The sequence below is a fragment of the Enterobacter sp. PI-10 genome (assembly GCF_027947695.1).
GTDB classification, from domain to species: domain Bacteria; phylum Pseudomonadota; class Gammaproteobacteria; order Enterobacterales; family Enterobacteriaceae; genus Enterobacter; species Enterobacter vonholyi.
Map to the genome: position 1 here is coordinate 1 of NZ_JAJNOG010000002.1, position 24,537 is coordinate 24,537.

The 24,537-nt window shown below is 53.6% G+C and carries 27 protein-coding genes; 13 read left to right on the top strand and 14 right to left on the bottom strand.

Going from position 1 to position 24,537, the window contains the following annotated elements; genetic code table 11:
- Nucleotides 1-58 precede the first annotated feature (58 nt).
- Both LRM19_RS04470 and LRM19_RS04475 read left to right on the top strand, forming a co-directional pair.
- Nucleotides 59-406, top strand: coding sequence for a DUF1304 domain-containing protein (locus LRM19_RS04470; protein ID WP_271367690.1), 348 nt, complete (start codon nucleotides 59-61; stop codon nucleotides 404-406).
- Nucleotides 407-480: 74 nt separating this feature from the next.
- On the top strand, nucleotides 481-726 hold the full coding sequence (locus LRM19_RS04475; protein WP_271367691.1) for a DUF2543 family protein: 246 nt from the start codon (nucleotides 481-483) through the stop codon (nucleotides 724-726).
- Between the two features lie 288 nt (nucleotides 727-1,014).
- Here the strand turns inward: LRM19_RS04475 and LRM19_RS04480 are convergent, their stop codons facing one another.
- A complete protein-coding gene (locus LRM19_RS04480; protein WP_271367692.1) occupies nucleotides 1,015-2,514 on the bottom strand; it encodes an EAL domain-containing protein in 1,500 nt (499 codons plus the stop codon).
- A 235-nt stretch (nucleotides 2,515-2,749) separates the two neighbouring features.
- Here LRM19_RS04480 and LRM19_RS04485 point away from each other — a divergent pair, with 235 nt between their 5' ends.
- The 3 genes from LRM19_RS04485 (at nucleotide 2,750) to LRM19_RS04495 (ending at nucleotide 6,402) form a co-directional block, all read left to right on the top strand.
- Nucleotides 2,750-4,270 (top strand): EAL domain-containing protein, encoded by a 1,521-nt coding sequence (locus LRM19_RS04485; RefSeq protein WP_271367693.1) that lies wholly within the window; start codon nucleotides 2,750-2,752, stop codon nucleotides 4,268-4,270.
- A gap of 113 nt (nucleotides 4,271-4,383) precedes the next feature.
- Nucleotides 4,384-5,868, top strand: a complete 1,485-nt coding sequence (locus LRM19_RS04490; protein ID WP_442876243.1) for a sensor domain-containing diguanylate cyclase — start codon at nucleotides 4,384-4,386, stop codon at nucleotides 5,866-5,868.
- Nucleotides 5,869-6,153: 285 nt separating this feature from the next.
- Nucleotides 6,154-6,402, top strand: coding sequence for a GlsB/YeaQ/YmgE family stress response membrane protein (locus LRM19_RS04495; RefSeq protein ID WP_008500746.1), 249 nt, complete (start codon nucleotides 6,154-6,156; stop codon nucleotides 6,400-6,402).
- Nucleotides 6,403-6,533: 131 nt separating this feature from the next.
- Here the strand turns inward: LRM19_RS04495 and LRM19_RS04500 are convergent, their stop codons facing one another.
- Nucleotides 6,534-6,632 carry a YoaK family small membrane protein gene (locus tag LRM19_RS04500; protein ID WP_029739841.1) on the bottom strand — a complete coding sequence of 33 codons (99 nt, stop codon included), beginning with the start codon at nucleotides 6,630-6,632 and terminating at the stop codon, nucleotides 6,534-6,536.
- 45 nt (nucleotides 6,633-6,677) lie between these two features.
- Nucleotides 6,678-7,706, bottom strand: a complete 1,029-nt coding sequence (locus LRM19_RS04505) for a sensor domain-containing diguanylate cyclase (protein ID WP_127732765.1) — start codon at nucleotides 7,704-7,706, stop codon at nucleotides 6,678-6,680.
- A gap of 309 nt (nucleotides 7,707-8,015) precedes the next feature.
- Between LRM19_RS04505 and LRM19_RS04510 the strand changes: the two genes are divergently transcribed.
- The gene (locus tag LRM19_RS04510) at nucleotides 8,016-8,270 is read left to right on the top strand and encodes a putative hemolysin (protein WP_111965569.1); all 255 of its coding nucleotides are present in this window, start codon (nucleotides 8,016-8,018) and stop codon (nucleotides 8,268-8,270) included.
- A gap of 80 nt (nucleotides 8,271-8,350) precedes the next feature.
- Nucleotides 8,351-8,656 carry a periplasmic protein gene (locus LRM19_RS04515; RefSeq protein WP_045401563.1) on the top strand — a complete coding sequence of 102 codons (306 nt, stop codon included), beginning with the start codon at nucleotides 8,351-8,353 and terminating at the stop codon, nucleotides 8,654-8,656.
- Here the strand turns inward: LRM19_RS04515 and LRM19_RS04520 are convergent, their stop codons facing one another.
- On the bottom strand, nucleotides 8,657-9,001 hold the full coding sequence (locus LRM19_RS04520) for a DUF488 domain-containing protein (RefSeq protein ID WP_271367694.1): 345 nt from the start codon (nucleotides 8,999-9,001) through the stop codon (nucleotides 8,657-8,659).
- A 101-nt stretch (nucleotides 9,002-9,102) separates the two neighbouring features.
- On the opposite strand from LRM19_RS04520, the gene LRM19_RS04525 reads away from it, so the two are divergent.
- Nucleotides 9,103-9,810, top strand: coding sequence for a CTP synthase C-terminal region-related (seleno)protein (locus tag LRM19_RS04525; protein ID WP_127730432.1), 708 nt, complete (start codon nucleotides 9,103-9,105; stop codon nucleotides 9,808-9,810).
- A 31-nt stretch (nucleotides 9,811-9,841) separates the two neighbouring features.
- Here the strand turns inward: LRM19_RS04525 and LRM19_RS04530 are convergent, their stop codons facing one another.
- Nucleotides 9,842-11,029, bottom strand: coding sequence for a CynX/NimT family MFS transporter (locus tag LRM19_RS04530; protein ID WP_115874788.1), 1,188 nt, complete (start codon nucleotides 11,027-11,029; stop codon nucleotides 9,842-9,844).
- Nucleotides 11,030-11,128: 99 nt separating this feature from the next.
- Here LRM19_RS04530 and LRM19_RS04535 point away from each other — a divergent pair, with 99 nt between their 5' ends.
- Nucleotides 11,129-11,920 (top strand): AraC family transcriptional regulator, encoded by a 792-nt coding sequence (locus LRM19_RS04535; RefSeq protein WP_271367695.1) that lies wholly within the window; start codon nucleotides 11,129-11,131, stop codon nucleotides 11,918-11,920.
- Here LRM19_RS04535 and LRM19_RS04540 read toward each other — a convergent pair.
- The gene (locus tag LRM19_RS04540) at nucleotides 11,904-12,350 is read right to left on the bottom strand and encodes a DUF441 domain-containing protein (RefSeq protein ID WP_024908579.1); all 447 of its coding nucleotides are present in this window, start codon (nucleotides 12,348-12,350) and stop codon (nucleotides 11,904-11,906) included. The genes LRM19_RS04535 and LRM19_RS04540 overlap by 17 nt on opposite strands.
- Nucleotides 12,351-12,494: 144 nt before the next feature.
- On the opposite strand from LRM19_RS04540, the gene yoaI reads away from it, so the two are divergent.
- Nucleotides 12,495-12,599, top strand: a complete 105-nt coding sequence (yoaI, locus tag LRM19_RS04545; protein WP_111965575.1) for a small membrane protein YoaI — start codon at nucleotides 12,495-12,497, stop codon at nucleotides 12,597-12,599.
- A gap of 20 nt (nucleotides 12,600-12,619) precedes the next feature.
- On the opposite strand, the gene LRM19_RS04550 is transcribed toward yoaI, so the two are convergent.
- The 3 genes from LRM19_RS04550 to yeaG all read right to left on the bottom strand — a co-directional run bounded on the left by LRM19_RS04550 (nucleotide 12,620) and on the right by yeaG (nucleotide 16,511).
- A complete protein-coding gene (locus LRM19_RS04550; protein ID WP_111965576.1) occupies nucleotides 12,620-13,120 on the bottom strand; it encodes a YbaK/prolyl-tRNA synthetase associated domain-containing protein in 501 nt (166 codons plus the stop codon).
- Between the two features lie 98 nt (nucleotides 13,121-13,218).
- Nucleotides 13,219-14,502, bottom strand: coding sequence for a YeaH/YhbH family protein (locus LRM19_RS04555; RefSeq protein ID WP_032651499.1), 1,284 nt, complete (start codon nucleotides 14,500-14,502; stop codon nucleotides 13,219-13,221).
- 74 nt (nucleotides 14,503-14,576) lie between these two features.
- A complete protein-coding gene (gene yeaG, locus LRM19_RS04560) occupies nucleotides 14,577-16,511 on the bottom strand; it encodes a protein kinase YeaG (RefSeq protein ID WP_008500713.1) in 1,935 nt (644 codons plus the stop codon).
- Nucleotides 16,512-16,942: 431 nt separating this feature from the next.
- On the opposite strand from yeaG, the gene LRM19_RS04565 reads away from it, so the two are divergent.
- Nucleotides 16,943-17,689, top strand: a complete 747-nt coding sequence (locus LRM19_RS04565) for a MipA/OmpV family protein (protein WP_115874791.1) — start codon at nucleotides 16,943-16,945, stop codon at nucleotides 17,687-17,689.
- Nucleotides 17,690-17,767: 78 nt separating this feature from the next.
- Here the strand turns inward: LRM19_RS04565 and LRM19_RS04570 are convergent, their stop codons facing one another.
- Both LRM19_RS04570 and gapA read right to left on the bottom strand, forming a co-directional pair.
- On the bottom strand, nucleotides 17,768-18,652 hold the full coding sequence (locus LRM19_RS04570) for a D-hexose-6-phosphate mutarotase (RefSeq protein ID WP_115874792.1): 885 nt from the start codon (nucleotides 18,650-18,652) through the stop codon (nucleotides 17,768-17,770).
- Nucleotides 18,653-18,725: 73 nt separating this feature from the next.
- The gene (gene gapA / locus LRM19_RS04575; protein ID WP_014831506.1) at nucleotides 18,726-19,721 is read right to left on the bottom strand and encodes a glyceraldehyde-3-phosphate dehydrogenase; all 996 of its coding nucleotides are present in this window, start codon (nucleotides 19,719-19,721) and stop codon (nucleotides 18,726-18,728) included.
- A 340-nt stretch (nucleotides 19,722-20,061) separates the two neighbouring features.
- Between gapA and msrB the strand changes: the two genes are divergently transcribed.
- Together msrB and LRM19_RS04585 are read left to right on the top strand one after the other, a co-directional pair.
- A complete protein-coding gene (gene msrB / locus LRM19_RS04580; RefSeq protein WP_008500710.1) occupies nucleotides 20,062-20,475 on the top strand; it encodes a peptide-methionine (R)-S-oxide reductase MsrB in 414 nt (137 codons plus the stop codon).
- A 56-nt stretch (nucleotides 20,476-20,531) separates the two neighbouring features.
- Complete coding sequence (locus LRM19_RS04585; protein WP_249429466.1) at nucleotides 20,532-20,795, top strand: YeaC family protein; 264 nt, start codon at nucleotides 20,532-20,534, stop codon at nucleotides 20,793-20,795.
- 45 nt (nucleotides 20,796-20,840) lie between these two features.
- On the opposite strand, the gene pncA is transcribed toward LRM19_RS04585, so the two are convergent.
- From pncA to sppA, 3 genes are all read right to left on the bottom strand, one after another.
- Nucleotides 20,841-21,482, bottom strand: coding sequence for a bifunctional nicotinamidase/pyrazinamidase (gene pncA, locus LRM19_RS04590; protein ID WP_271367696.1), 642 nt, complete (start codon nucleotides 21,480-21,482; stop codon nucleotides 20,841-20,843).
- A gap of 9 nt (nucleotides 21,483-21,491) precedes the next feature.
- On the bottom strand, nucleotides 21,492-22,508 hold the full coding sequence (gene ansA / locus LRM19_RS04595) for an asparaginase (protein WP_127730441.1): 1,017 nt from the start codon (nucleotides 22,506-22,508) through the stop codon (nucleotides 21,492-21,494).
- Between the two features lie 62 nt (nucleotides 22,509-22,570).
- On the bottom strand, nucleotides 22,571-24,427 hold the full coding sequence (gene sppA / locus LRM19_RS04600; protein WP_111965581.1) for a signal peptide peptidase SppA: 1,857 nt from the start codon (nucleotides 24,425-24,427) through the stop codon (nucleotides 22,571-22,573).
- Between the last annotated feature and the right edge of the window lie 110 nt (nucleotides 24,428-24,537).

Consider the following 24,537-nt stretch of genomic DNA (forward strand, 5'->3'; position numbering starts at 1 on the left):
AAGAGCGGGGGCCTGAGGGTTCCCGTTTTTTTTGCCTCTGCCTGCGGGAGACAACACGATGCTAGCTACTCTTCTTATCGCTTTCGTTGCACTCATCCATCTCTACATTCTTGTGCTGGAAATGTTCCTGTGGAATACCAAAACAGGGCACAAGGCCTTTAATCTGCGTCCTGATTTTGCGCGCGATACCCGCGTACTGGCCGCGAATCAGGGGCTGTATAACGGTTTTCTGGCGGCAGGTCTGCTCTGGAGCCTCTGGCTCGGCGAAAAGGGTATTCAGGTGGCCATCTTCTTCCTGGCCTGCGTGCTGATCGCCGGGCTCTTTGGCGCAGCCACCGCCAGCCGGAAAATTTTGTATGTACAGGCCGTACCCGCTCTCGCGGCGCTGCTTGCGTTGCTCATCTGAAGCAATGCTTTGGTTGAGATAAGGCGTCCGATATACTGATGGCTTCACCCTTACAGGTTAGCGACGAGACAGTTATGAACAACGATATCCCACTGAAATATTATGACATTGCCGATGAGTATGCTACGGAAGCCGCAGAGTCCGTCGCTGAGTCAGAGCTCGACGCGCTTGCGCATTATTTCCAGCTGCTGCTTACCCGTTTATCGAATAACGACGAGATTAGCGAGGAAGCCCAGCAGGAGATGGCCGCAGAGGCCGGGATCCGTGCGGGGCGCATTGATGATATTGCGAACTTCCTCAATCAGTGGGGAAATGAATAGCCTGCTTCAAAAACCGTTATGCTGATGCTTTGCGATACAGCTAAGCATCACGCTATCGGACCACATGCACTTTTTCCGCAGAATATGCGAAGCGGGGGCGTCGATAAGCAGCGCGAAAATAACGGTCAGGCAAAAGAGTACCACTGGGAATAGTAAGGATAATTTCACGTTTTTAACCAAAATATGAGTGTGCTTCAGGGTAATCTACCGTCTGATTGTGACGACTATATGTTTTTGCGTAAAAAATTGAAATGCCCGACTGAAAAAAACGGGCACGCCAGTTTTGAATTACGGTGTGACGCCGGTGAGTTGCTTCGCCAGTTCGCTGCGGGTGAGTGCTTTTGAAAAATACCATCCCTGGATCAGGGCATCGGGATATCTGTCCGCAATAAAGCGATATTGAATTTCATTTTCCACGCCCTCGAATACAAGCGTTTTATTCAATCTTGCAAGAGCATCGCTGAAGATAGCGAAGATGTTTTGCTTATAATGCTCGCTGATGCCGTCAACCAGCGACTTATCAATTTTGATTTCATCATATTCAAGCAGCGACAGGCGGGCGAGGTTCGAGTTTTGCACGCCAAAATCATCTATTGATATTTTAACGCCGAGCGATTTGAGCTCCCGACAGAACCCCTCGAGGATATCTGCCGTTGAAACGGCTTTCTCAGAGAGTTCGACCTTCATCAGGGAAAGGGGAAGGTGATTGGCAAAACACGCACGACGCAAAATGGTAATGAACTGTCCATCTTCAATTTCCTTCCGCCCAACGTTGATTGAGACTATCAGCTGGTGTTTTATTGCCAGTGGGGCAATTTCGGAAAGGGATTTTTCGATAATATTACTATAATATTTTTTATACAGACCAATCTTCTTAATTAATGGAATAAACAGCTCCGGAGAGACGTCCCCGTGCTTTTGATCGCGCCATCTCGACAGAACTTCAACACCCACGATTTTTTTATCGTGAATGCGGATAATGGGCTGATAGTTAACGCAGATGGTATTCGTGATGACGGCTTTGATCAGCGTGCGTTCCAGAGAAAAACGATCTTCATAGATTCGGAAGATAAACAACGTAATCGCGATCCAGATCAAACAGAGAATGACCGCAAGAAGCGCAAAGATAAACGGAGGTAACGAGGCCAGCCCAGCGTCATGATGCTTCACGATGACGCACAGGTCCCAGAAGGCGCTGCACTGCGTCAGGGTCAGGGTAAACAACGTCGAATGCAGCCAGCTCTGCTGATTTAGCTCCGGAGCGGCCGAAAAAAAGACTCTGCCGAAGTCTTTCGTGGTAGCACTTAGCGAATAACTTGCGGTAACCGGGCTGAATTTATCGTAAGCATAGCGGGAGGTGAAGATAATAATATTGTTATAAATTGCCGCGTTGCCCGTGAAAAAGTCTTTTCGCGAAAACTGGGCCAGGAGAAAGCCTCTCGGCGTTTTATGCAGTTCTGCAGGAAGTGCAACGGGCGTTGCGAGTTTCCCCCAAAAAGCGGTACAGACTATTTTTCCCTTTTCGATAAAACCTATATCGCCAAAATAAAGATTATGAAGCTTGATTTGTCTGTAGCTATCAAGGCTGGCTTTATCACATCCCTGCGTCGTTATGCTTTTTAGGCCCAGCGCAACGTTTTGGGACAGGTCTTCTGAATAATGTAAAAGGGTTCGGGATATTTCGAGCTGTTTGCTCTTCTGCTGTCCTGTGATGACAGCATTGACGGCATAAAGAGACAGGAAGACCAGAAGCGTTGAAACGATAGCAACGGCAATGCGCTTTTTCATTTTCCAGATATCCAGTCCGCTCCCTGATTTCACAAAGCTTAACACAGCCTGGGCAAGGAACAAGCCTGATAGTCACGTCATGTGAGCAAATTCGGGCAGGTGAACTCATACGAAAGCATCAGTTTTTTAAGACAATTCTCAGCTAAGCTATTTTCATTGTCATAAGCAACGCCGGATTAGCACAGGCTTTTCTTCTAGTACATCCATGCTTGTTTTTTCTATTAAGGAAAACATCATGCGCAACGTGATGATCCCTATTATGAGTGCCCTGTTTCTTTTTCTGAGCGGCATTCTGATTATTAACTGGCAGCTATGGCAGATGGCGAAGCTGAGTAATAGTCATGCCGCGACGGCAAGCACCCAAAAAATAGAAAGTATTCTGGCTGAAGCAGTCAGTGCGGCCAGCACGGCGAAGCGCGTTGCGGAGCAGGGGTGTACCAGTAGCGGACAGCTGGCGCTAGGGACGGAAGCCGCGCTAAAACCGCATCTGCGCGCCATCATGATCCAGCAGCAGGGCAGGATCATCTGTACTTCCCTTCCCGGGAATGGCGTATTGATTATTCACCCTGAGACCTTACCTGCCGAAAAGTTGATGCTGCTACCCGGCAATCGGCTGGTGAACGGCATGCCGGTGCTTGTCTTTCAGATGCCCGTTGCGGGAGGGCGCGTCATGGTCAGCATCAGCGACGCGCATTTGCAGGATGCCATTACGAGCGCATCAAATAGCGTTGGCCTGGGACTGGTTGTCGGCGAAAGAATGTTTACCCGCAGCGGTGATGTGACCGGCTGGAAAGCGGCCTCGTGGACGGGGTCACTGACGACATCTTCGCAGTTCCCCTTTAGCCTGGCCTGGCAGCCTCCTGCCTTTTTTAGCCTGACGCGGCTACTGCAGCAGGGATGGAGCCTGACACTGCTTATTCTTGCATTATCCGTGGCGGTGGGCATTTTGATCCGCCGTTACAAGGGGAAAAGCACCTCATTCGAAGACGATTTGCGCAAAGCCATTTTGCAGGGGGAGATCGAGCCTTATTATCAGCCGATCGTGAACGGGGATACCGGCGGGTTGTACGGCGTTGAGGTCCTGGCGAGATGGAAACATCCAAAGTCAGGCTTTATCCCGCCGGATGTCTTTATTCCGATTGCCGAACGTAGCGGTTTAATTATCCCGTTAACCAAAGGGTTGATGGCGAAAGTGGTCGCACAGCTTAAACCACTGTTGCCTAAGCTACCGGACGGGTTTCATATCGGGGTGAACATCAGCGCCAGACACATCAATGCACCTTCCTTTATCGGGGACTGTCGCGTCTTCGGGAAGGGGTTTCAGGGTAAAGAAGTCAAACTGGTTCTCGAGGTGACCGAGCGTGAACCGCTGATCGATAATCCTCACCTGGTGGAAAACCTCAACATGCTGCATAACGCCGGTTTTGTTATTGCCCTTGATGATTTTGGTACGGGTTATTCCGGGCTGTCATGCCTTAATGCGCTTGCCATTGATTATATTAAAATTGATAAAAGCTTTGTGAACCGGGTTTCAGAGGAAAAGGACTCAACGATCCTGCTGGACTGCGTCATTGATCTGGCGAAAAAACTCTCATTGCGCATTGTAGCTGAAGGAGTAGAAACAAAAGAGCAGCTGGAGTATCTCAACCGTAATGAGATAACCCTGTTACAGGGATATTATTTTGGTAAGCCCGTCTCCTATATCGATTTTATTAAAGTCATTTTATCTAAACCCAGGGAGATCGTAAGTTTGTAAAACAAAATAAAGGCAAGCTTCCGTTGTCTGCTTAAGTGCAATTCATTTTCCTCTTATCCCGAGCTTTGTTACAGTGACAAGAGTTGTCAGCCAGGGATGTCAGGCGTGATAAGGTGGAAAAGCTCGTGCATGTGAAAAATACTTTTTACACAACAACCATTACCGTCATCATTGTTTCATTGATCCTCTCGCTGTCGCTCGCCGTCCAAATAGCCACGTCCAGACAGCAGTCAATCCAGCAAATTAATACCAGCGTTGCTAACCTGAGCCATACCCTTGATGTCTACACCGAGGGGATCATGCGCCAGAGTGAAATGTTAATTACTACCGTTTCCGACATAATCGAAATTTATGGTATGACCCCGCAGCAGGCGACCAATATTCAGCACGTGATCAATAATCAGGATAACCTTCTTACCCAGATTAATAATGTGGTTGTTTACAACGCTCAGGGCGATATCTTCACCGCACTGCATGAAAGTTTTACCGGGTCACGCAAAGGCTCGGACAGAGAGTTTTTTATCTATCACAAAGAAAATAAAACTCAGCAGATTTTTATTGGGGAGCCGGTGGTAAGCAGAACCAATGGCAAATGGGTTATCACCATCAGTCGACGCCTTGAAACCGAGAGCGGGGCATTTAACGGAGTGGTGGTGGTGACGCTGGGTATCGAAAATTTTCTGGCACTCTACGGGCAGATTAATATCGGTCACTCGGGCGTCATCGGCTTAACGACGCAATCAGGCGTGCTGCTGATCCGTTATCCCTTTAAAAATACTTATATCGGCACGATTGTTTCTGATTCACCGCTATTCAGGAAATATCTCAAGGTACAAAATTCGGGGATAGCCAGCTCCATCTCACGGTTTGATAAAATCGAGCGCATTTATGCCTACGAGAAAAACAGACGCTACGGACTGGTCACCACCGTGGCCGTTAGCATTGATGAAGCCCTTGCACCCTGGCGCAAACAGGCCATTCAGCTGGCGGTGCTCATTTTCGTGTTCACGGCGATCCTCATTGTGGCGTCATACTTCCTGTATTCCGACCTGTCCCGAAAAACAAGGGATAACAAAGCGCTGAAGATTATTGCCTCAGAAGATGCGTTGACCGGGCTGTACAACCGCCGCTTCTTTGATGAAAAAATCCTCTCGGAAATCACTATGTGTGCTGAGCATGACGCACCGATTTCGATACTGATCGTAGACGTGGATTACTTCAAAAAATACAACGATAACTACGGTCATCCGGAAGGGGACCGGTGTCTGGCAATGCTCGGAAACAGCCTCAGGGAGAGCCTTACGCGTGATAATCAGATTGTGGCGCGATACGGCGGAGAAGAGTTTGCGCTGATATTGCCGGATACGGATATCCAGGATGCGCTCCGACTGGCGCAGACGATTATTCGCAATGTGTTTTCCCTGCAAATTGCGCATGCTTTTAGCCCCTTCGGACGGGTAACGGTCAGCGTCGGGATTTCTACCGCACGTGCCGTCGACATCGCTGGCAGCCAGCAAAATATCATTATTGCCGCTGACCAGGCCCTCTATCAGGCAAAGCGCGCAGGACGTAACCGTTACGCGTTTGTTGGGGTATGAGCAGAAAAAAAAGCCCACTCAGGAGTGGGCAAGAAATACTGGAAGCAATGTGAGCAATGTCGTACTGAATACCTGAGTATTTCGCTCAACTATTCAGTGTTGAGAAAGATAATCTTTCTCAACAAAAGATGCAACCCCACAGTTTATGTGGCACGCTCTTTTTGTTGATGAATAATCACTCACTCTCTCATTGTGACGCCTATCACAAATTTCCTTTCTGAAATCCTGTGCTATTCTTTTTTGTGTCGTTGATTTAATGACAAAAACCATACAGAGAGGAAAGTTATGGGAATTTTATCCTGGATTATCTTTGGGCTTATTGCGGGTATTCTGGCGAAGTGGATCATGCCGGGCAAAGATGGCGGTGGGTTTATCGTCACCGTAATACTGGGTATTGTCGGCGCAGTAGTCGGCGGCTGGATCAGTACGCTGTTCGGTTTTGGCAAAGTCGATGGCTTTAACTTCGGCAGTTTCGCCGTCGCGGTGATTGGTGCGCTGGTTGTTCTGTTTATCTACAGAAAAATCAAAAGCTAAGGCTTAAAAGCGTTGAAAAAAGGCTGCCAGATGGCGGCCTTTTTACGTATTGGCGTTTACCACCAGCCAAGCTGGGTGCCGGCAAACGCCGCGATGGCAACGATCAGCATAATGAGGGTCGTTTTTCTCATTTATGCCCCAGGCGCCGCGTAACCACCGACAAAAAACCACGCTAAAAAAATCACCGCCGTTATAAAAATAACGACCGGGAAGAGGATCCCTATTCTCATATCATCACCTGTTTCGGTTTTTGTAACGCCGTAGAGTGTACGGGGTTAATCCATAGTGAGAAAGCGTGTTTTGCTTTTTCCTTTCTTATCCTGATACATCGCGACATCCGCGTCGCGTAATGCGCTGTCAGGATCGGTTGCGGCAGGGTCCACTTCGATAACGCCGAGGCTGGCGCCCGGATAAATAATATGAACGCTGCCCAGCCAGTATTCGCCTGCGATACAGGCGCTGAGGCGCGTTTTGAGCAGCGTAACCTGCGCGTTATCTCCGTCCTCGTGGAGCTGGCTCAGCGATGCGACCAGAAATTCATCACCGCCCAGTCGGCCGATAATATCGTCCTCCTGTTTCTCTTCCGTCAAACGCTTGCCCACTTCTATCAGGAACTGGTCGCCAGCCTCATGGCCGTAACGATCGTTAATCAGTTTGAAATCATTCAGATCGATGAACGCGATGATGGCGTTACGCTTAAGGTGCCGGGCCAGAGAAAACAGCGTGGTCAGATCTTCAAAAATGGCGCGACGGTTGGGTAAACCGGTAAGGGCATCCGTGTAGGAGTGCGCGATGAGGGCCGCATTGGCTTCGCGAAGCTGGGTTACCAGCGACTCTTTCTGAATGGACTGGGCGATCAGCCCGGCGAAGAGCTTCAGAACCTGTTCCCCGCGCTCGCTAAGCGGCTTTCTGGCCGTGCTGGTGGCGCAGAGCGTGCCGTAGAGTGAACCATCCGCAAGATGGACAGGTATACTCATGTAGGTCGTAATGCCAAGCGCTTTTGCGGCTTCACACTCGGGCCAACGTTCGGGTACGTCATTGCTGAATAACGTGTCACTGTCCAGAGCACGCTTGCACAGCGTCTCGTCCCATGGGACGCTCAGACCCTCCGGGATCGTCATCTGCTTGCTGTTGCGGGCGTAGAGGATGTGCTGCAGCCGCGCCTCGATATCGACCTTCGTCAGGTAGGTCGACTCCATGTCGGTGACAATCTCCAGCATCTCCAGCAGCTGGCGAACGAGGCTTTCAAGGGACTGCTCGGTGGCAAGGGTTTCTGAAACGCGAGCGAGGATAAGATCCGACATGACGTAGAATGACTCCCAGGCAGAAGACGTCTGCATCTGCATGTTATGCTGAGTTTTGAGGCTTCAGGCATAGTAAAACATGAATACAGAAAATTTAATATATGCAGGGAGAGGGCAGCATGCGTGAAAAAAAGCCCCGTTGTTGAGACCGGGGCAAAGACATCTTGATTACGGAATGATGTTCTCTGGTCATATCGAGAACATGCCACACTATAGTGCTGAAAAGTGCAGTTAAAATGGAGAAATCATGGAGAACGCGGCGATGACCCGTTACCCTTAGGGTGTAATGACGTCAAAAGGATCAATGAGATGAGATTTCTGCTTCTGGCGCTGGCGCTTCCCCTGACCGCCTGTACCGCAAAACCCACGCCACCCGATGCGCCGAAACCGCCGCACGTTATTGGTATGGCGAACCCGGCCTCCGTCTACTGCCTGGAGAAAGGCGGGGAACAGATCCCGGTTCAAAGCCCGCAGGGCGTTCGCACCGAGTGCAAATTACCGGGCGGGGAAGTGATCGATGAATGGACGCTCTATCGTCGCGATCGTCCGCAACCCACCAGGTGACAGACGGATACCGCCTGCGATACACTTCTCTTTAGGATTAATCTTAGCCAGTTTCTGGCATTCGTTTCCGCGAGAGAAGTATGTTTCAGCTAAAACCGGGCAGCATGGCGATGATCGTGGGTGCCCGCACGGCGTCAGGCCGTCGCAATATTGGTAAATCTGTTGAACTATTTGGCCTCTGCCAGCCTGGTCTGCGTTTTGTTAACCCGGTCAACGGCGTGATGACGCAATTACCGGCCACCGCAGATCGCGCGCTTTGGCTGGTGACGGGTGATGTCTACGCCTTTGACAACCAGCACGGCTTTGCGTTTGTACGCGCCGAACATCTGATGCCGCTCACCCCGGATGAAGCGCCGCAAATTCTGGATGAACTGACGATCGGCTGATCACAGATGACGCAGCCAGTCGGCTAAGATCAGGGCGTGATTTTGCTCCGTGTTTTTGGCAGCAAAGAGCAGGGTGACGGTCTGCCTGCGCGCCAGCGTCGCCAGACGCACTCCCTCGTTAGCATGCTGCGCAAGCTCTTCCCGATAGGCCTTACTGAAGGCGGTGAAATCAATGGTTTCGCTATGAAAGGCCTTGCGTAGTTCATTCGAGGGCGTGAGCGCTTTACACCATTCGTCATAAACGAGGTCCGTTTTTTTAACCCCGCGAGGCCAGAGCTTGTCCACCAGCACCCGATAGCCGTCGTCCGGACCTGCCTGTTCGTAAACGCGTTTGCACTGAATCATGATTTCACCCTCCCAATTTAAGGTATTGTGATAATTGCAAAAGATCGGTAGTCTGAGGTTCCTTATGTTATCTGATAATACTCTGGCATAAGGAACCTTTCATGGAACACCTCCCGGTTAAAACGACGCTGCGCATTGCGCTGGTTGGCGATTACAATCCCAATGTTATTGCGCATCAGGCGATCCCGTTGGCCATTGACGACGCTGCAGCAGTCCTTGACCTCACCGCCGATTACGACTGGCTGGCCACCACGGAGCTGACTAGCCCTGAAGATCTGGTGGGCTACGATGCCATCTGGCTGGTTCCTGCCAGCCCCTACAAAAACACCGAGGCCGCTTTTATCGCCGCGCGCTACGCCCGTGAAAACAGCATCCCGTTCCTGGGCACCTGCGGCGGGTTCCAGCACGCGCTGATTGAGTATGCCCGAAACGTGCTGGGCTGGGCCGATGCGGCACACGCTGAGACGGATACCGAAGGCACCATGGTGATTGCGCCGCTGACCTGCTCGCTGGTGGAAAAAACCGATGCGATTGAACTGCGCAAAAATACGCTGATCGCCAAAGCATACGGCAAGCCGGAAATTGAAGAGGGGTATCACTGTAACTATGGTGTGTCGCCGGCGTTTGCACAGGCGCTGGAAAGCGGTGATATGCATGTTACGGGCTGGGACGATCGGGGGGAAATTCGCGCCGCGGAGTTGGTTACGCACCCGTTCTTCGTGATCACCTTATTCCAGCACGAGCGTGCCGCGCTCGAAGGGCGTCCGGTCGTGCTGGTGCAGGCGATGCTGCGCGCCGCTCGCGGGTAAAAAAGGCAGACCCGAGGGTCTGCCACACTGTTTAACGGGGCGCGATCTCCCGGTCTCGCCCGGCTAAGATGCCGCAGAGGGCCATTATCACGGCGGCCAGGGCGCAGCCCAGAAGCGGGATTTGCCAGTCTCCCGCGCTATCGTGAATTTTCCCCATCAGCGGGGGACCGCAGGCGGCGAGCAGATAGCCAATCGACTGCGCCATGCCGGACAACGCCGCCGCCTGGTGTGCAGAACTGGCGCGCAGACCGATGAACGTCAGGCCGAGGATCATCGTTGCCCCTGTGCCAAAGCCAAACACCAGCGTCCACATCACCGCCATGCCCGGCATAAACCATAATCCCGCCGCGCTTATCGCGCACATCAGCGCCACCGCGCCTGCGATCGCCCGCTGGTCTTTCAGACGGTGAAGGATCAGCGGAACGGCGAGTCCCGGCACGGCCGTAGCCAGCTGCAACAGACCGTGCACCGAGCCGGCCTGCGCTTCGCTGTAGCCGTGGCTCAGCAGTATCGCCGGCAGCCAGCCGATGATGACGTAGTAAATCAGCGAGTTTATCCCCAAAAAGAGCGTGACCTGCCAGGCGAGGGCCGAGCGCCAGATCGCGCGGTTATGTAGCGCGCCTGCGGCCGTTACCGTTGCGACGTGTTTCTGACGCCACTGGGGCAGCCAGAGCAGCAGCGCGACCAGCGGAAACGCCATCAGCATCAGCAGCGCGCCATGCCAGCCGGCGCTACCCTGTGCCAGGGGAACGATCATTGCCGAACCGAACGCCGCCGAGACGCCCATCGTCAGGGAATAGGCGCCGGTGAGCTTCGCCACCTGGCCGGGAAAATCACGCTTAATTAATCCGGGTAACAGCACGTTCCCGAGCGCAATACCGCAGCCGACGATCGCCGTTCCGGTGAAAAGCAAAGCGGCGGAAGGCAGGGAGCGAACGGCAATCCCGACGCAAATCAGCAGCAGGGCGATAAACAGGCTGCGCTCCATGCCGATACGCCGGGCAACGCCCGCGGCGAGCGGCGAGACAATGGCGAAAGCCAGCAGGGGCAGGGTGGTCAGCAGACCGGTTTGCGCCGTACTTAAGCCATAATCAAGACGAATGGTATCGAGCAGCGGCGCTGCGCCGGTAAAGGTGACGCGAAGCGTAGTGGCAATCATCAGGATGCCTGCAACCAACAGCGCGCCGTGTTTTCCTGAGGTGCGAATAGCAGTAGTCATTATGTTCTCATACGTTCAAGCGAGCGCACACAATACCCATTTTATCAGCGGTTGAAATCAGGCTAAAATGACAGTTTATCGCTAATATCGGACAAACTGATGATTGGTCTGGGACTGGAAGGCTACGATCCAGATAGCCAGTACAATGCGGCCGTCGCATTTCGCATCCGCGTGGTGGCGGAGGAACAGTATATTCCCCGACATCATCACCGTAAGGGGCAGCTGATTCTGGCCCTCGGCGGCGCAATCACCTGTGAAGTGGAAAATGCGATGCTGATGGTTCCACCTCAGTATGCCGTCTGGATCCCCGGCCAGATGCCGCACAGCAACAGGGCCACGCCGGGCGCGCAGCTCTGCTTTTTGTTTATTGAGCCGGGGGCCGTCAGCCTGCCCGAGCGCTGCTGTACCCTGAAAATCTCCACCCTGGTGCGGGAGCTGATTTTATCGCTCGCGGAAAAATCTCGTGAACAGCTGCAGCTCGCGGCCACATCGCGTCTGGTGGACGTCCTGTTTGACGAGCTGCCGCTCCAGCGTCAGGAGCATCTGCAGCTGCCCGTCTCGCCCCATCCCAAAATTCGGCTGATGAGCGAGAAAATGGCGGAAGAGCCCGCCGCCTGGCAGACGCTGGCGCAGTGGGCGAGCCACTTCGCCATGAGCGAACGCAGCCTGGCGCGGCTGGTGGTGAAAGAGACCGGTTTAAGCTTTCGCCGCTGGCGTCACCAGCTGCAGCTGATTATGGCATTACAGCACCTGATCGGCGGGAAATCGGTACAGCAGGTGGCCCAGTCACTGGGCTATGACTCTACCACCGCGTTTATCACCATGTTCAGAAAAGGACTGGGCCAGACGCCAGCGCGTTATATGGCCAGCCTGACTACGACTTCCCGATAAACAGAGAGACAAGGCCTGCCGCAATCAGCGGGCCGACCGGTACGCCACGAAAGAGCGCCACGCCCAGCACGGTGCCCACCAGCAGACCCGCCACCAGCGAGGGCTGGCTGCTCATCAGCGTGACGCCGCGTCCCCCCAGCCACGAAACAAAAATCCCCACCGCGATCGCCACCAGCGATTTCCAGTTTACGAACGAGTGCAGCAGGGTTGATGCGGGCAGCGTGCCGCTGGCGATCGGCGCCATTACCCCAATGGTCAAGATAATGATCCCGATGGTGAGGCCTTGTTTTTCTATCCACGGGAAAAAGGTATTTAACGGGGTCACGCGTACAATAATCAGCACCAGAATCGAGATGGCGACGGTGGTGTTATGGCTGACAAAGCCGAGCGCGGCCAGTGCCAGAAGAATGAGCAGAGTAGGGTCAAACATAGGGAATCCTTGCCAGAAAAATTGTTCTGTTTACTGTACGCGCAAACGCGGCAGAGAAAAGGGTTAAAAAGATTTTGTCGTTGTCATAACCTTGTCACTTACGCGGATTAAAACGAAAGCAGATATCGCAAAAGGGTCGCCATCATGAACGATCACATGTTTGTTGAAACGCTGATTATCTCCTCATCGTTTTTCGCTATTGCCGCTATTCTCGTTGCCTCCGTGCTGTTTCTGGAACGAAAAGGCTGACAGGGCGTCAGCCATCGCAGTTACGCTTTATGGAAGGTGACAAGCTCAGGACGGGCGATGCGCAGGTAATCCTGGGTATCCATAATCACGGATTTCTCCAGCAGGCCGGCGTTAAACGCGATTTCGTCAAAACGCTCGAACAGCAGCGGGTCGGCAACCAGTGCCAAATCAGGATGGAAGCTAAAGGGCGGGATAGCGCCGAAAACGCAGGCGGTCAGGGCATCGACTTCCGCCGGGCTGGCGAGGGAGGCTTTTAGCCCGCCAAAATGGCTTGCAAGCTGGCTCAGGTCAGCCTGCAGATCGGCGGCGAGGATCGCCAGAACGTGTTTTTTTACGCCGTTTCCCTTCACCTTGCAGACCAGGGCTTTTGCGCCTTGCCGCAGGTCGGTCCCGCGAATTTCACTTACCGCTTCACATTTCCCGACCGCCTCGTGCTCCATGACGCGAAACCGCGCGCCCTGCTCGGTGAGTAAGGTAATCAGTTGCTGGTGGGTTCCTGCCCCAATAACGTCATCAGTCATAACGATTTCCCGGTGATAATCCAGTATGCAGCGTTCTACATTAGCACGGGATGAGCGGGGTCGAAAGAAAACAGCCAGCGGGCTCGCTGGCTGTTGGATTATGCGTTGCTGGTAGCAGACTGCTTGTGGAACAGCTCCCTGAACACCGGATAAATATCATCCTGGTCACGGATATGCTGCATGGCAAAATTGTCGAACATCGCCTGCAGATGCTCATATTCTCGCCACAGGGTCTGGTGCGCGCGGCGGGTGATTTCGATATAGCTGTAGTAACGCACCACAGGCAGAATTTTCTTCGCCAGAATCTCGTGACACAGCGGTGAGTCGTCGGCCCAGTTATCGCCGTCCGACGCCTGCGCAGCATAAATATTCCACTGCGCCGGGTCGTAGCGCTCTTTGACCACTTCATCCATCAGCTTCAGCGCGCTCGAGACGATGGTCCCCCCGGTTTCCTGAGAGTAGAAGAACTCATGTTCATCCACCTCCTTCGCCTGGGTGTGGTGGCGGATATAGACCACCTCCACGTTCTTATAGGTTCTGCTCAGGAAAAGGTAGAGCAAAATATAAAAACGCTTCGCCATATCCTTGGTTGCCTGGTCCATCGAGCCGGACACGTCCATCAGACAGAACATCACCGCCTGGCTGGAGGGCTCAGGGCGTTTTTCGTAGTTCTTGTAGCGCAGGTCAAAGGTGTCGATAAACGGGACCCGTTCGATCTTCGCCCTCAGCTCTGCAATCTCTTTACGCAGGCGCTCCTCTTCCAGCAGTTGCGCCGGTTCCGTGTTTTCCACCACCTTCAGGCTGCTCTCCAGCTCGCGCAGCTCGCGCCGTTTTCCTGCCGTCATGGCCGTGCGTCGCGCCAGCGAATTCTGCAGCGAACGTACGACGCTGATGTTGGCGGGTACGCCGTTGGCGGTGTAGCCCGCGCGGTGGGTTTTATATTCATTAAGCTGACGATGCTGATTCTTTTTCAGATTCGGCAGCGCCAGGTCTTCGAACAGCAGGTCGAGATATTCATCTTTTGAAATCTGGAAGACAAATTCGTCCTGACCTTCACCGTCCTGGCTGGCCTGTCCCTGACCGCTTCCTGAACCACCTCCGCCGCCCTGAGGGCGCTCAATTCTGTCGTTCTGAACGAAGTGGTCATTACCTGGGTGTACGCGATGGCGCAGGCCGCCTCGCCCCTGATGAAACATCGGTTCGCTGATGTCATCGGTGGGGATGGAGACAGACTCGCCGCTGTCGACGTCGGTCACCGAGCGTTTGTTGATGGCCTCGGAGATAGACTGTTTAATTTGCGCTTTATAACGACGCAAGAAGCGCTGGCGGTTCACCGTGCTCTTGTTTTTGCCGTTAAGACGCCGGTCAATAAACCAGGTCATATACCCCCCGTACTGCATTTGCCAACTTGCATTTTGTAGGCCCGGCAGGCTCTAAGCGCCGCCGGGCACTTGTTTTAAGACGATTTACGCACGCGCAGGTACCATTCGCAGAGCAGGCGCACCTGTTTGCGGGTGTAGCCTTTTTCCATCATACGGTCGACAAAATCGTCGTGTTTTTTCTGTTCATCGGTTGAGGTTTTGGCGTTAAACGAGATCACCGGCAGCAGCTCTTCGGTATTGGAGAACATTTTCTTCTCAATGACCGTGCGCAGCTTCTCGTAGCTGGTCCAGTTCGGATTGCGCCCGTTGTTATGCGCTCTGGCGCGCAGGACGAAGTTCACAATCTCATTACGGAAGTCTTTCGGGTTGCTGATCCCGGCAGGCTTCTCGATTTTTTCCAACTCCGCGTTCAGGGATTCACGGTCAAACAGCTGGCCGGTATCCGGGTCGCGGTACTCCTGATCCTGGATCCAGAAGTCAGCGTAGGTGACGTAACGGTCAAAAATGTTCTGCCCGTACTCTGAATAGGATTCCAGGTAGGCCGTCTGGATCTCTTTGCCGATGAACTCGGCGTATTTCGGGATCAGGTAACCTTTCAGGAACTCAAGATAGCGTTCAGCCTGCTCCTGCGGGAACTGTTCGCGTTCGATTTGCTGTTCCAGCACGTAGAACAGATGAACCGGGTTGGCCGCCACTTCCGCATGGTCGAAGTTAAAGACGCGGGAGAGGATCTTAAACGCGAAGCGCGTGGACAGACCGTTCATCCCTTCATCGACCCCGGCGTAGTCGCGGTATTCCTGATACGACTTCGCTTTCGGATCGGTATCCTTCAGGCTCTCACCGTCATACACGCGCATTTTCGAGTAGATGCTGGAGTTTTCCGGCTCTTTCAGGCGCGAAAGGATGGAGAAGCGAGACAGCGTTTCCAGGGTGCCCGGCGCGCAGGGAGCGTGCACAAGCTCACTGTGGTTAAGCAGTTTCTCGTAAATTTTGATCTCTTCGGAGATCCGCAGGCAGTAAGGCACCTTGACGATGTACACGCGGTCAAGGAAGGCCTCATTGTTTTTGTTATTACGGAAGGTCACCCATTCAGATTCGTTCGAGTGGGCGAGAATAATCCCGTTAAACGGCAGGGCGGAGATACCTTCCGTCCCGTTGTAGTTGCCTTCCTGGGTAGCCGTCAGCAGCGGATGCAGCACTTTAATCGGTGCTTTAAACATCTCAACGAACTCCATGATCCCCTGGTTAGCCCGGCACAGCGCGCCTGAGTAACCGTAGGCATCCGGATCGTTTTGCGCGAAGTTTTCCAGCTTGCGGATGTCAACTTTACCCACCAGCGCCGAGATGTCCTGGTTGTTCTCATCGCCGGGTTCAGTTTTGGCGATGGCGATCTGTTCAAGGATAGATGGCCAGACCTTCACCACGCGGAATTTGGTGATATCGCCACCAAACTCGTGCAGGCGTTTTGCCGCCCACGGCGACATGATGGTGCCGAGGTAGCGACGCGGAATACCGTATTCTTTATCCAGAATCTGCGCATCTTCCTGCGGATTGAACAGGCACAGCGGATGGTCATTCACCGGGCTGCGCTCGCCGTTGGCGCTCAGCACATAGATAGGCACGCGCTGCATCAGCGACTTCAGGCGTTCCGCCAGCGAGGATTTACCGCCGCCCACGGGGCCGAGTAAATAGAGGATCTGTTTCTTCTCTTCCAGACCCTGAGCGGCATGCTTCAGATAGGAGACAATCTGTTCGATGGCATCTTCCATACCATAGAACTCTTCAAACGCCGGATATCGGGCGACCACCCGATTCGAAAAGAGACGGGAAAGCCGGGGTTCCAGGGCAGTGTCAACCATGTTTGGCTCACCAATAGCCATCAATAGCCGTTCTGCCGCATTGGCATAGGCACTGCGATCTTGCCGACAGATGGTAAGAAACTCCTGCAGTGTGAACTCTTCGTCCTTGGCAGCTTCATAGCGCTGGCGATAGTGATCGAATATATTCATGGCATGCCGTCCTTTCGTTTTTTAGCACAGGATAAGAGCCGTTCGTATGAGTAGTGGAGGCTCCCGGAAGAGAATCTCTCGCACCTCACTGCCAGAGCAGCAACCTGTATGCCAGGTCAGACGCTAAGAACCGCAGGGTGTTCAGGAAAACTCTTCTTAAATTAAAGCGTAGATGGCATTTGCAAAACTTGCATGCCCACAAAATCTACTTTCAATGACATATCAATAACTCATCCAAAAATTTCCACTGTCGTTATAAGACAAATGCACGCTTTTCATTCAGCGGTCATATAAATGAAAGCGTGTTGTCATCTGAAAAGTTAAGAATAACGGGTTAATCAGACTGATTAGCAGGCAAAAAATTTTGGGATGTACGGGAATGGCGGTTACACTTCACCCGCTGATTATTTGACTACAGGAAAGAATGGATTGTGACCAAACTCAAACTTCTGGCATTAGGCATCCTTGCCGCGACCGCAGTAAGTACCGCACAGGCGGAAAGTCAGTGGACGCTTGGCGCGGGTGTTGGCGTCATTAACAGCCCGTACAAACAGTATGACCGTGATGTGTATCCTGTTCCGGTTATCACCTATGAAGGGGATAACGTCTGGTTCCGCGGGCTCGGCGGCGGCTACTATCTCTGGAACGACAAGGCCGATAAGCTCTCCATCATGGCCTACTACGATCCAACGCACTTCAAGCCGGGTGACAGCGACAGCCACGCGCTTCGCCAGCTCGACAAGCGTAAAAGCTCGATGATGGCTGGCCTCTCATACGTGCATAACACCCAGTATGGCTTCCTGCGTACGGCCCTGGCGGGTGACACGCTGGATAATAGCAACGGCTTTATCTGGGATCTGGCGTGGTTGTACCGCTATACCAACGGTGGGCTGACCCTGACGCCGGGTATTGGTGTGCAGTACAACAGCGAGAACTACAACGACTATTACTACGGCGTCTCTAAAAACGAGTCCCGCCGCAGTGGTCTGAAAAGTTATAGTGCAGATGACGGCTGGGATCCTTACCTGGAGCTGACAGCGAGCTACAACTTCCTTGGCGACTGGAGCGTGTACGGTACCGGCCGCTACGAGCGTCTGAGCGACGAAGTGAAGGATAGCCCGATGGTCGATAAGTCCTGGGCAGGCATCTTCTCTGTGGGTGTGAGCTACAAGTTCTGATTGTGCATTAATTTAGTGCAATCTATGCATCAAAACGGGGCGCTTGCGCCCCGTTTGCTTTAGCGTGGTGCGGAGAAATTATCGCTTCACAATGCGAATCGTCTGCCCTAAACGAGACGGTTTTTCTTCACTCGCTTTCTGCGGGTTGGTCACGCGAGCCGTTTCCACGCAGACAAACGTTTTATAACCCTCATCCGTCATGTCGGCCATGCTGACGGACAGCGCAGGACCCGGGTTCCAGCCCACCACATCGCTGTGATGATGATGGACCACTTCAATGCCGCGGTTCAGGGCGCCGTCGTGGATCACGCTGCACGCTTCCGGGTGCAGGTAGACGCGGTCGGTACGGTCAGGGAATGCCTGAACGCCGTCGCTCAGTTTGCCTTCTTTCGCGTTATCGACTTTATCGATATAGGTATCGCCCAGGCCGCTCACCTTCACTGCGCTGATATCACCCACGTTGAAATAGGTGTGCAGGGCAGAGGTGGTCTCGAACTCGCCGTGAGCTTCCAGTTCGATTTCGCAGGTTTTACCCAGCTTGAAGCGGGCATACAGGGTGAAATCGTGCGGCCACAGGGCGCGGGTTTCATCATTAGCCTGCAGCTCAAAGGTCAGCACGGCGCCGTTATCGTCTTCGTTGTGCGCTTTCAGGGTCCACTGCTGGTTACGGGCAAAACCGTGAGAAGGCAAACCCTGCTGGGCTGACGGGCCGAACCACGGCCAGCAGATAGGCACGCCACCGCGGATCGCAGCCCCTTTTTTGAAGGAGGTCGCATCGCTCAGCCACAAACCTTCGGCTTCGCCTTCCGGTTTCCAGGAGAGCAGGTGAGCGCCATTCAGCGCCACGGACGCTTTAACACGCGGATGGTCAACGACGATGATATCAGCACCGTCAATCTGACGGCGGGAGAGCACAGGGGTAAGCTGTTCGACTACCGGAAGTGCAAAAATTTTATTAATCATTAAGCAATCCTCTGTCTTATAAATAAAAAAAGGCGACCGAAGTCGCCTTTTTGGATCAAGCACTCATCTCAACTTATTTGGAGATGTGAGCGATCAGGTCCAGTACTTTGTTAGAGTAGCCAGTTTCGTTGTCGTACCAGGAAACCAGTTTAACGAAGTTGTCGTTCAGTGCGATACCTGCTTTAGCATCGAACACGGAAGTGCACACTTCGCCGTTGAAGTCGGTAGAAACAACGTCGTCTTCGGTGTAGCCCAGAACGCCTTTCATTGCGCCTTCGGAAGCAGCTTTGATTGCTTTCTTAATTTCTTCATAAGAAGCAGCTTTTTCCAGACGAACGGTCAGGTCAACAACGGATACGTTAGGAGTTGGAACGCGGAACGCCATACCAGTCAGTTTGCCATTCAGTTCTGGCAGTACTTTACCTACAGCTTTAGCAGCACCGGTAGAGGATGGGATGATGTTCTGAGCCGCGCCACGGCCGCCGCGCCAGTCTTTGTGAGACGGGCCATCAACGGTTTTCTGAGTAGCGGTGGTTGCGTGAACGGTAGTCATCAGACCTTCGATGATGCCGAAGTTGTCGTTGATAACTTTAGCCAGCGGTGCCAGGCAGTTGGTGGTGCAGGATGCGTTAGAGACGATATCCTGGCCAGCGTAAGTTTCGAAGTTTGCACCACGAACGAACATTGGGGTGTTGTCTTTGGAAGGACCGGTCAGAACAACTTTCTTCGCACCAGCGGTGATGTGTTTACGCGCAGTTTCGTCGGTCAGGAAGATACCGGTTGCTTCAGCAACAACGTCAACACCGATTTCGTTCCATTTCAGGTTAGCTGGGTCTTTTTCAGCAGTAACGCGGATGGTTTTGCCATTAACAACCAGGTGGCCGTCTTTCACTTCAACGGTGCCGTCGAAACGACCGTGAGTTGAGTCGTACTTCAGCATGTACGCCATGTATTCAGCGTCCAGGAGATCGTTGATACCAACGATTTCGATGTCAGAACGTTTCTGAGCAGCACGGAAAACAATACGGCCGATACGGCCAAAACCGTTGATACCTACTTTGATAGTCATATATTCCACCAGCTATTTGTTAGTGAATAAAAGGTTGCCTGTAAAATTACAAAAACCTTACGCAGCGTCAAGCGGAATCGTGTCAATCATTGCGACAAATCAATCCTGTGACTAACGTTTGTGCGACTGACTCGCCTCACTTTCCCTTTGAGCTTGCACCCATATGGGGGCTGCGCCGGGATTTTAAAGTCCTCGCAGGATAAAAATGTGAACGTGATCACAATTGCCTGACCGCTTATTCGCGACACATAAGTTTAGATCAAAAGTGCACGCAAGGGTGTTAATGTTTTGTTAGAATCCGGGTTGAAAGATGTCTGTTTCTACAGCGAGATGTAAGCATATGTCGAACCAACGTAACCCTGACGATTTGAAAAAAAACCTCACAGAAATGCAGTTTTACGTGACGCAGAATCACGGAACGGAACCGCCGTTCACCGGGCGTTTGCTGCACAACAAGCGGGACGGCGTCTACCACTGCCTGGTCTGTGATGCCCCGCTGTTTAATTCACAAACGAAATTTGATTCTGGCTGCGGCTGGCCGAGTTTCTATGAGCCGGTGAGCGATGAGGCAATCCGCTATCTGACCGACTCGTCGCACGGCATGGTGCGTACGGAAATTCGCTGCGGCAACTGCGACGCGCACCTTGGGCACGTTTTCCCGGATGGACCTCAGCCTACCGGCGAGCGTTTCTGCGTAAATTCAGCCTCAATGAGCTTCACCGATGATGAAAACGGTGACCAGATTAAGGGTTGAAAAAACGATTCAGCAAATTATTCCTTTGAAAGGGCGCGAGTGTGAATATTGATGACATGATTAGCGGCATGACGCCGGAGATTTATCAGCGTCTGGTGACCGCCGTGGAGCTGGGAAAATGGCCCGACGGCGTTGCGCTGACGCCGGATCAAAAAGAGAACAGCTTGCAGCTGGTGATGCTGTGGCAGGCGCGCAATAACACCGACGCACAGCACATGACGATCGACACCAAAGGCCAGATGGTGATGAAGAGCAAGCGCGAGCTGAAAGAGGACTTCGGTATCACGCCGAAGCCGATTGCGACGATTAAAATGCAATAACGGTGCGGGTTGATGCCCTCTCCCACAGGGAGAGGGCGTAAAAGACTATGCCTGCGTTTCCAGCCAGTCTTCGAGCGTATACAGGGTTGCGCCTTCCGCAGCCATATCCATAAACGCCTGAGCGCTGTCCTGTGGTTGAATGTTCACCCCGCGGCAGCCGTCGGTGATGACGCTAACGGTGTAGCCAAGCTGAAGCGCATCCAGCACGGTGAACTTCACGCAGTAGTCCGTCGCCAGGCCCAGTACGATCAGCTCCGTGATTTCGTGGTGACGCAACCAGGCGTCCAGCGCCGTTTTCTGGCGATGCCCGTTATCAAAAAACGCGCTATAGCTGTCGATAGCCGGGTTTTCACCCTTATGGAACACCGCGTCGACGGCCTTTTGATTCAGAAGCGGATGCAGCGCCGCGCCTTCAGTCTGCTGTACGCAGTGATCCGGCCAGAAAGTTTGCGCCAGCCCGTCGAGTTCACCCTGGGTGAAGGGCTCTACGTTGTGCTGGCTGGCAAAGCTGCCGTGATTCGCAGGGTGCCAGTCCTGACTTGCGACAACCGCTTCACCACGGGCTTTGCACCAGTCAATGAGCTTGTTGGCCACGTCAACGGTGCTGTCACCTTCGGCGACGGCCAGCGCACCGCCCGCGCAGAAATCATTTTGCAAATCGACCAGTAGCAGGGCGCGTTGCTTCATGAGACCTCCTTATTCGTCCGGGGTCAGTTCGCCGCGCAGGTTTTGCATCATCGCGCTGCGAATGGACTGAATGTCCAGATCCTGACTCAGTAAATAGTGAAGTTTAGTCAGCGTTGCCTCAACGGTCATATCGAAGCCGCTGATCACACCCGCATGCGCCAGCGCGTTGCCGGTGGCATAGCCCCCCATATTCACTTTACCGGACATACACTGGGTCAGGTTCACTACCACAATTCCGCGCTCGCTGGCTTCCTGAAGCTCTTTCAGGAACTCGCCGTTCTGCGGCGCATTGCCAACGCCGTAGGAGCGCAGGATAAGCGCTTTCACCGGCTGGCGCAGGAAGTTACGCACCACGTCCGCAGAGATACCCGGATAAATGGTCACCACGCCAATCGGTTGCGGGGTAATCGGATGCACAATCAGCTCGCCCGCGGTGTTCGGCGCAGGAGGGGTTCCCAGACGACGGATATGAATCCCGGCCTCCAGCAGCGGCTGCAGGTTGGGTGAGGCAAAGGCGTCAAAGCCGTCGGCGTGGGCTTTGGTGGTGCGGTTCCCGCGATACAGACGGTTGTTAAAGAACAGCGACACTTCGTTAATCGGGTAATTCGCCGCCACGTACAGGGAGTTCAACAGGTTGATCTGCCCGTCCGAGCGCAGCTCCGCCAGCGGAATTTGCGACCCGGTGACGATAACCGGCTTGCTCAGATTCTCCAGCATGAAGGAGAGCGCCGAGGCGGTAAACGCCATGGTGTCGGTGCCGTGCAGGATCACGAAGCCGTCGTAATGGTCGTAATGGGCTTTAATATCATCCGCGATGTGCTGCCAGTCTTCCGGCGTCATGTCAGAGGAGTCCATCAGCGGCTCGTATTCGTGGATGGTAAAGTCAGGCATTTCCGGACGGTGGAATTCGGGCATCAGCGCAAGCTGACGCTGCAGGTGGCCGGAGACGGGGATATAGCCGTTTTCGGAGCGCTGCATACCGATGGTACCGCCAGTGTAGGCTACATAAATCGATTTCTTCTGCATGGTAGTGAATTCTTGTTCTTCAAAAGAAAAAAATCCCCTCTTCGCGGGAAGAGGGGACGGTTTTAACGGACGTTCGCGCAGGTCAGGCAAAACGCGTAACGACTCTGTGGATCGTTAAAGGCCGCAAGCTTATCGCTTTCTGCCTTCATCGCTTTTGCCGCCGTGGCGACCGGCGCAGGCAGGTAAGCCTGCAGCGCCTCCGGCAGCATGGCACGTACCGAGCCGGACATGCTGTCCATGACCATATCGAAGAACGACGGTTCGTCCTGGTAATACTCGATATGCCACTGCTTCAGCTTCGCCAGTTCGGCGGCTTTCTTCACCGCGTCATCGAAGTCACCCAGGCTGTCGACCAGACCGTTGCTCTTCGCATCCTGGCCGGTCCAGACGTGGCCCTGTGCAATCTGGTCGATCTGCTCAGGCGTCTTTTTACGCGAGTCCGCGACCAGGGTGATAAAGCGTTTATAGCCGTTCTCAATGCTGAGCTGCATCATCTCAGAAACTTCCGGCGGCAGGGATTTGGTCACCGACACATCCGCCAGCGGAGAGGTTGCTACACCATCGGTATGCACGCCCAGAGAATCCAGGCTGTTTTCCACGGTGTTGATCACCCCGAAGATGCCAATCGAGCCGGTCAGCGTGCTTGGGTTAGCCACGATGTAGTTGGCTGGCGTGGAGATCCAGTAACCTCCGGAGGCGGCCATTCCGCCCATTGAGACGACGACCGGCTTGCCTGCGGCGCGGGCCGCGGCCAGTTCAGCACGGATCACCTCTGAGGCGCTGACGCTGCCGCCAGGGCTGTTGACCCGCAGGACAATTGCCTTCACTTTCGGATCGAGACGAGCATCGCGGATTTGCGACGCGGTAGTATCGCCGCCCACGTTTCCCGGGGTCTCCTGACCGTCCATGATCGCACCGTTGGCAAAGACCACCGCGACGCTGTCACCGTTCTCATCCGGTTTTTTCGTCGAGTAATCATACATGCTGATGGCGCTGTAATTTTTGTCCTCTTTGCTCCAGCCAAACTGTTTGCTCAGGGATTTTTCAATCTCGGCGCTGGTGCCCAGGGCATCAACCAGTTTGTTATCGAGCGCATATTTTGCGGTATCACCGTCAACCTTACGCAGGCCTTCGAGCACGCCCTGCGCGCCAGGGAACACCTGCTCAGGCGTAATCTGACGGTTAGCGGCAACGGTGCCGAGATAATTCTGCCACAGCTCGCCAATCCAGCGGCTGTCCGCTTCGCGGGCGGCAGGGGACATATCGTCGCGGATAAACGGCTCCACGGCAGATTTGTACGTACCGACGCGGAAGACGTGGGTGGTGACCTTCAGCTTGTCGAGCAGCGATTTATAGTACAGGCCGTTGGTGGCAAAGCCGTGCAGATCGACCGTGCCCTGCGGGGAGAGCCAGATCTTATTGGCGAAGCTCGCCAGATAATATTGCCCCTGGCTGTAGCTGTCGCCCACGGCAATCACCGGCTTGCCGCTGTCGCGGAACTCGCGCAGCGCTTTACCGATGTACTGCATGGAAGGCTGATCGCCACCGGCAAAATCTTTCAGATCCAGCACGATACCGGTGATGTTGCGGTCGTCTTTGGCCTGACGGATGGTATCGACGATATCGAACAGGGAATTTTCCTGCAGGCGGTCTGATGTCGCGCCAAACAGCTGACGGCTGATTACGCCCAGACGGCTGCTGGCGGAAGGTTTATCAACAATAACGCCGGTGATATCGAGTAACAGCGCCCCGCGAGTCGAATGCTGCGCCTGATTCGCGTTGCTGATGTGCATCCAGATTCCCGCGCAAACCAGAACCAGAAAAATGAAGAAGATGTTCATCACCAGGTTGCGGACGAAGTTGAGCAGTCGCCACGTCCATTTAAAGAAACCGGCAATGATTCGCCAAAGGGTTCGCATGTATTCTCCCTAACCAGAAAATGACTGTTTCCGTCGCCACTGGACGGTAATGTTGGGTTATCGTAATGACCCAACCGCCACTTGTCAGCAGGAATCGCCTGCCAGGCTGT

What these genes read in the sequence shown, in the direction of transcription:
- LRM19_RS04495 (WP_008500746.1), top strand. Translation starts at nt 6,154, where the DNA reads ATGGGAATTTTATCCTGGATTATCTTTGGGCTTATTGCGGGTATTCTG.
- yoaI (WP_111965575.1), top strand. Translation starts at nt 12,495, where the DNA reads ATGAACGATCACATGTTTGTTGAAACGCTGATTATCTCCTCATCGTTT.
- LRM19_RS04550 (WP_111965576.1), bottom strand. Translation starts at nt 13,120, where the DNA reads ATGACTGATGACGTTATTGGGGCAGGAACCCACCAGCAACTGATTACC.
- LRM19_RS04500 (WP_029739841.1), bottom strand. Translation starts at nt 6,632, where the DNA reads ATGAGAATAGGGATCCTCTTCCCGGTCGTTATTTTTATAACGGCGGTG.
- pncA (WP_271367696.1), bottom strand. Translation starts at nt 21,482, where the DNA reads ATGAAGCAACGCGCCCTGCTACTGGTCGATTTGCAAAATGATTTCTGC.
- LRM19_RS04480 (WP_271367692.1), bottom strand. Translation starts at nt 2,514, where the DNA reads ATGAAAAAGCGCATTGCCGTTGCTATCGTTTCAACGCTTCTGGTCTTC.
- ansA (WP_127730441.1), bottom strand. Translation starts at nt 22,508, where the DNA reads ATGCAGAAGAAATCGATTTATGTAGCCTACACTGGCGGTACCATCGGT.
- LRM19_RS04570 (WP_115874792.1), bottom strand. Translation starts at nt 18,652, where the DNA reads ATGATTAATAAAATTTTTGCACTTCCGGTAGTCGAACAGCTTACCCCT.
- LRM19_RS04510 (WP_111965569.1), top strand. Translation starts at nt 8,016, where the DNA reads ATGAGATTTCTGCTTCTGGCGCTGGCGCTTCCCCTGACCGCCTGTACC.
- LRM19_RS04535 (WP_271367695.1), top strand. Translation starts at nt 11,129, where the DNA reads ATGATTGGTCTGGGACTGGAAGGCTACGATCCAGATAGCCAGTACAAT.
- LRM19_RS04470 (WP_271367690.1), top strand. Translation starts at nt 59, where the DNA reads ATGCTAGCTACTCTTCTTATCGCTTTCGTTGCACTCATCCATCTCTAC.
- msrB (WP_008500710.1), top strand. Translation starts at nt 20,062, where the DNA reads ATGTCGAACCAACGTAACCCTGACGATTTGAAAAAAAACCTCACAGAA.
- LRM19_RS04530 (WP_115874788.1), bottom strand. Translation starts at nt 11,029, where the DNA reads ATGACTACTGCTATTCGCACCTCAGGAAAACACGGCGCGCTGTTGGTT.
- LRM19_RS04585 (WP_249429466.1), top strand. Translation starts at nt 20,532, where the DNA reads ATGATTAGCGGCATGACGCCGGAGATTTATCAGCGTCTGGTGACCGCC.
- LRM19_RS04505 (WP_127732765.1), bottom strand. Translation starts at nt 7,706, where the DNA reads ATGTCGGATCTTATCCTCGCTCGCGTTTCAGAAACCCTTGCCACCGAG.
- LRM19_RS04555 (WP_032651499.1), bottom strand. Translation starts at nt 14,502, where the DNA reads ATGACCTGGTTTATTGACCGGCGTCTTAACGGCAAAAACAAGAGCACG.
- LRM19_RS04475 (WP_271367691.1), top strand. Translation starts at nt 481, where the DNA reads ATGAACAACGATATCCCACTGAAATATTATGACATTGCCGATGAGTAT.
- LRM19_RS04515 (WP_045401563.1), top strand. Translation starts at nt 8,351, where the DNA reads ATGTTTCAGCTAAAACCGGGCAGCATGGCGATGATCGTGGGTGCCCGC.
- LRM19_RS04540 (WP_024908579.1), bottom strand. Translation starts at nt 12,350, where the DNA reads ATGTTTGACCCTACTCTGCTCATTCTTCTGGCACTGGCCGCGCTCGGC.
- sppA (WP_111965581.1), bottom strand. Translation starts at nt 24,427, where the DNA reads ATGCGAACCCTTTGGCGAATCATTGCCGGTTTCTTTAAATGGACGTGG.
- gapA (WP_014831506.1), bottom strand. Translation starts at nt 19,721, where the DNA reads ATGACTATCAAAGTAGGTATCAACGGTTTTGGCCGTATCGGCCGTATT.
- LRM19_RS04520 (WP_271367694.1), bottom strand. Translation starts at nt 9,001, where the DNA reads ATGATTCAGTGCAAACGCGTTTACGAACAGGCAGGTCCGGACGACGGC.
- yeaG (WP_008500713.1), bottom strand. Translation starts at nt 16,511, where the DNA reads ATGAATATATTCGATCACTATCGCCAGCGCTATGAAGCTGCCAAGGAC.
- LRM19_RS04485 (WP_271367693.1), top strand. Translation starts at nt 2,750, where the DNA reads ATGCGCAACGTGATGATCCCTATTATGAGTGCCCTGTTTCTTTTTCTG.
- LRM19_RS04525 (WP_127730432.1), top strand. Translation starts at nt 9,103, where the DNA reads ATGGAACACCTCCCGGTTAAAACGACGCTGCGCATTGCGCTGGTTGGC.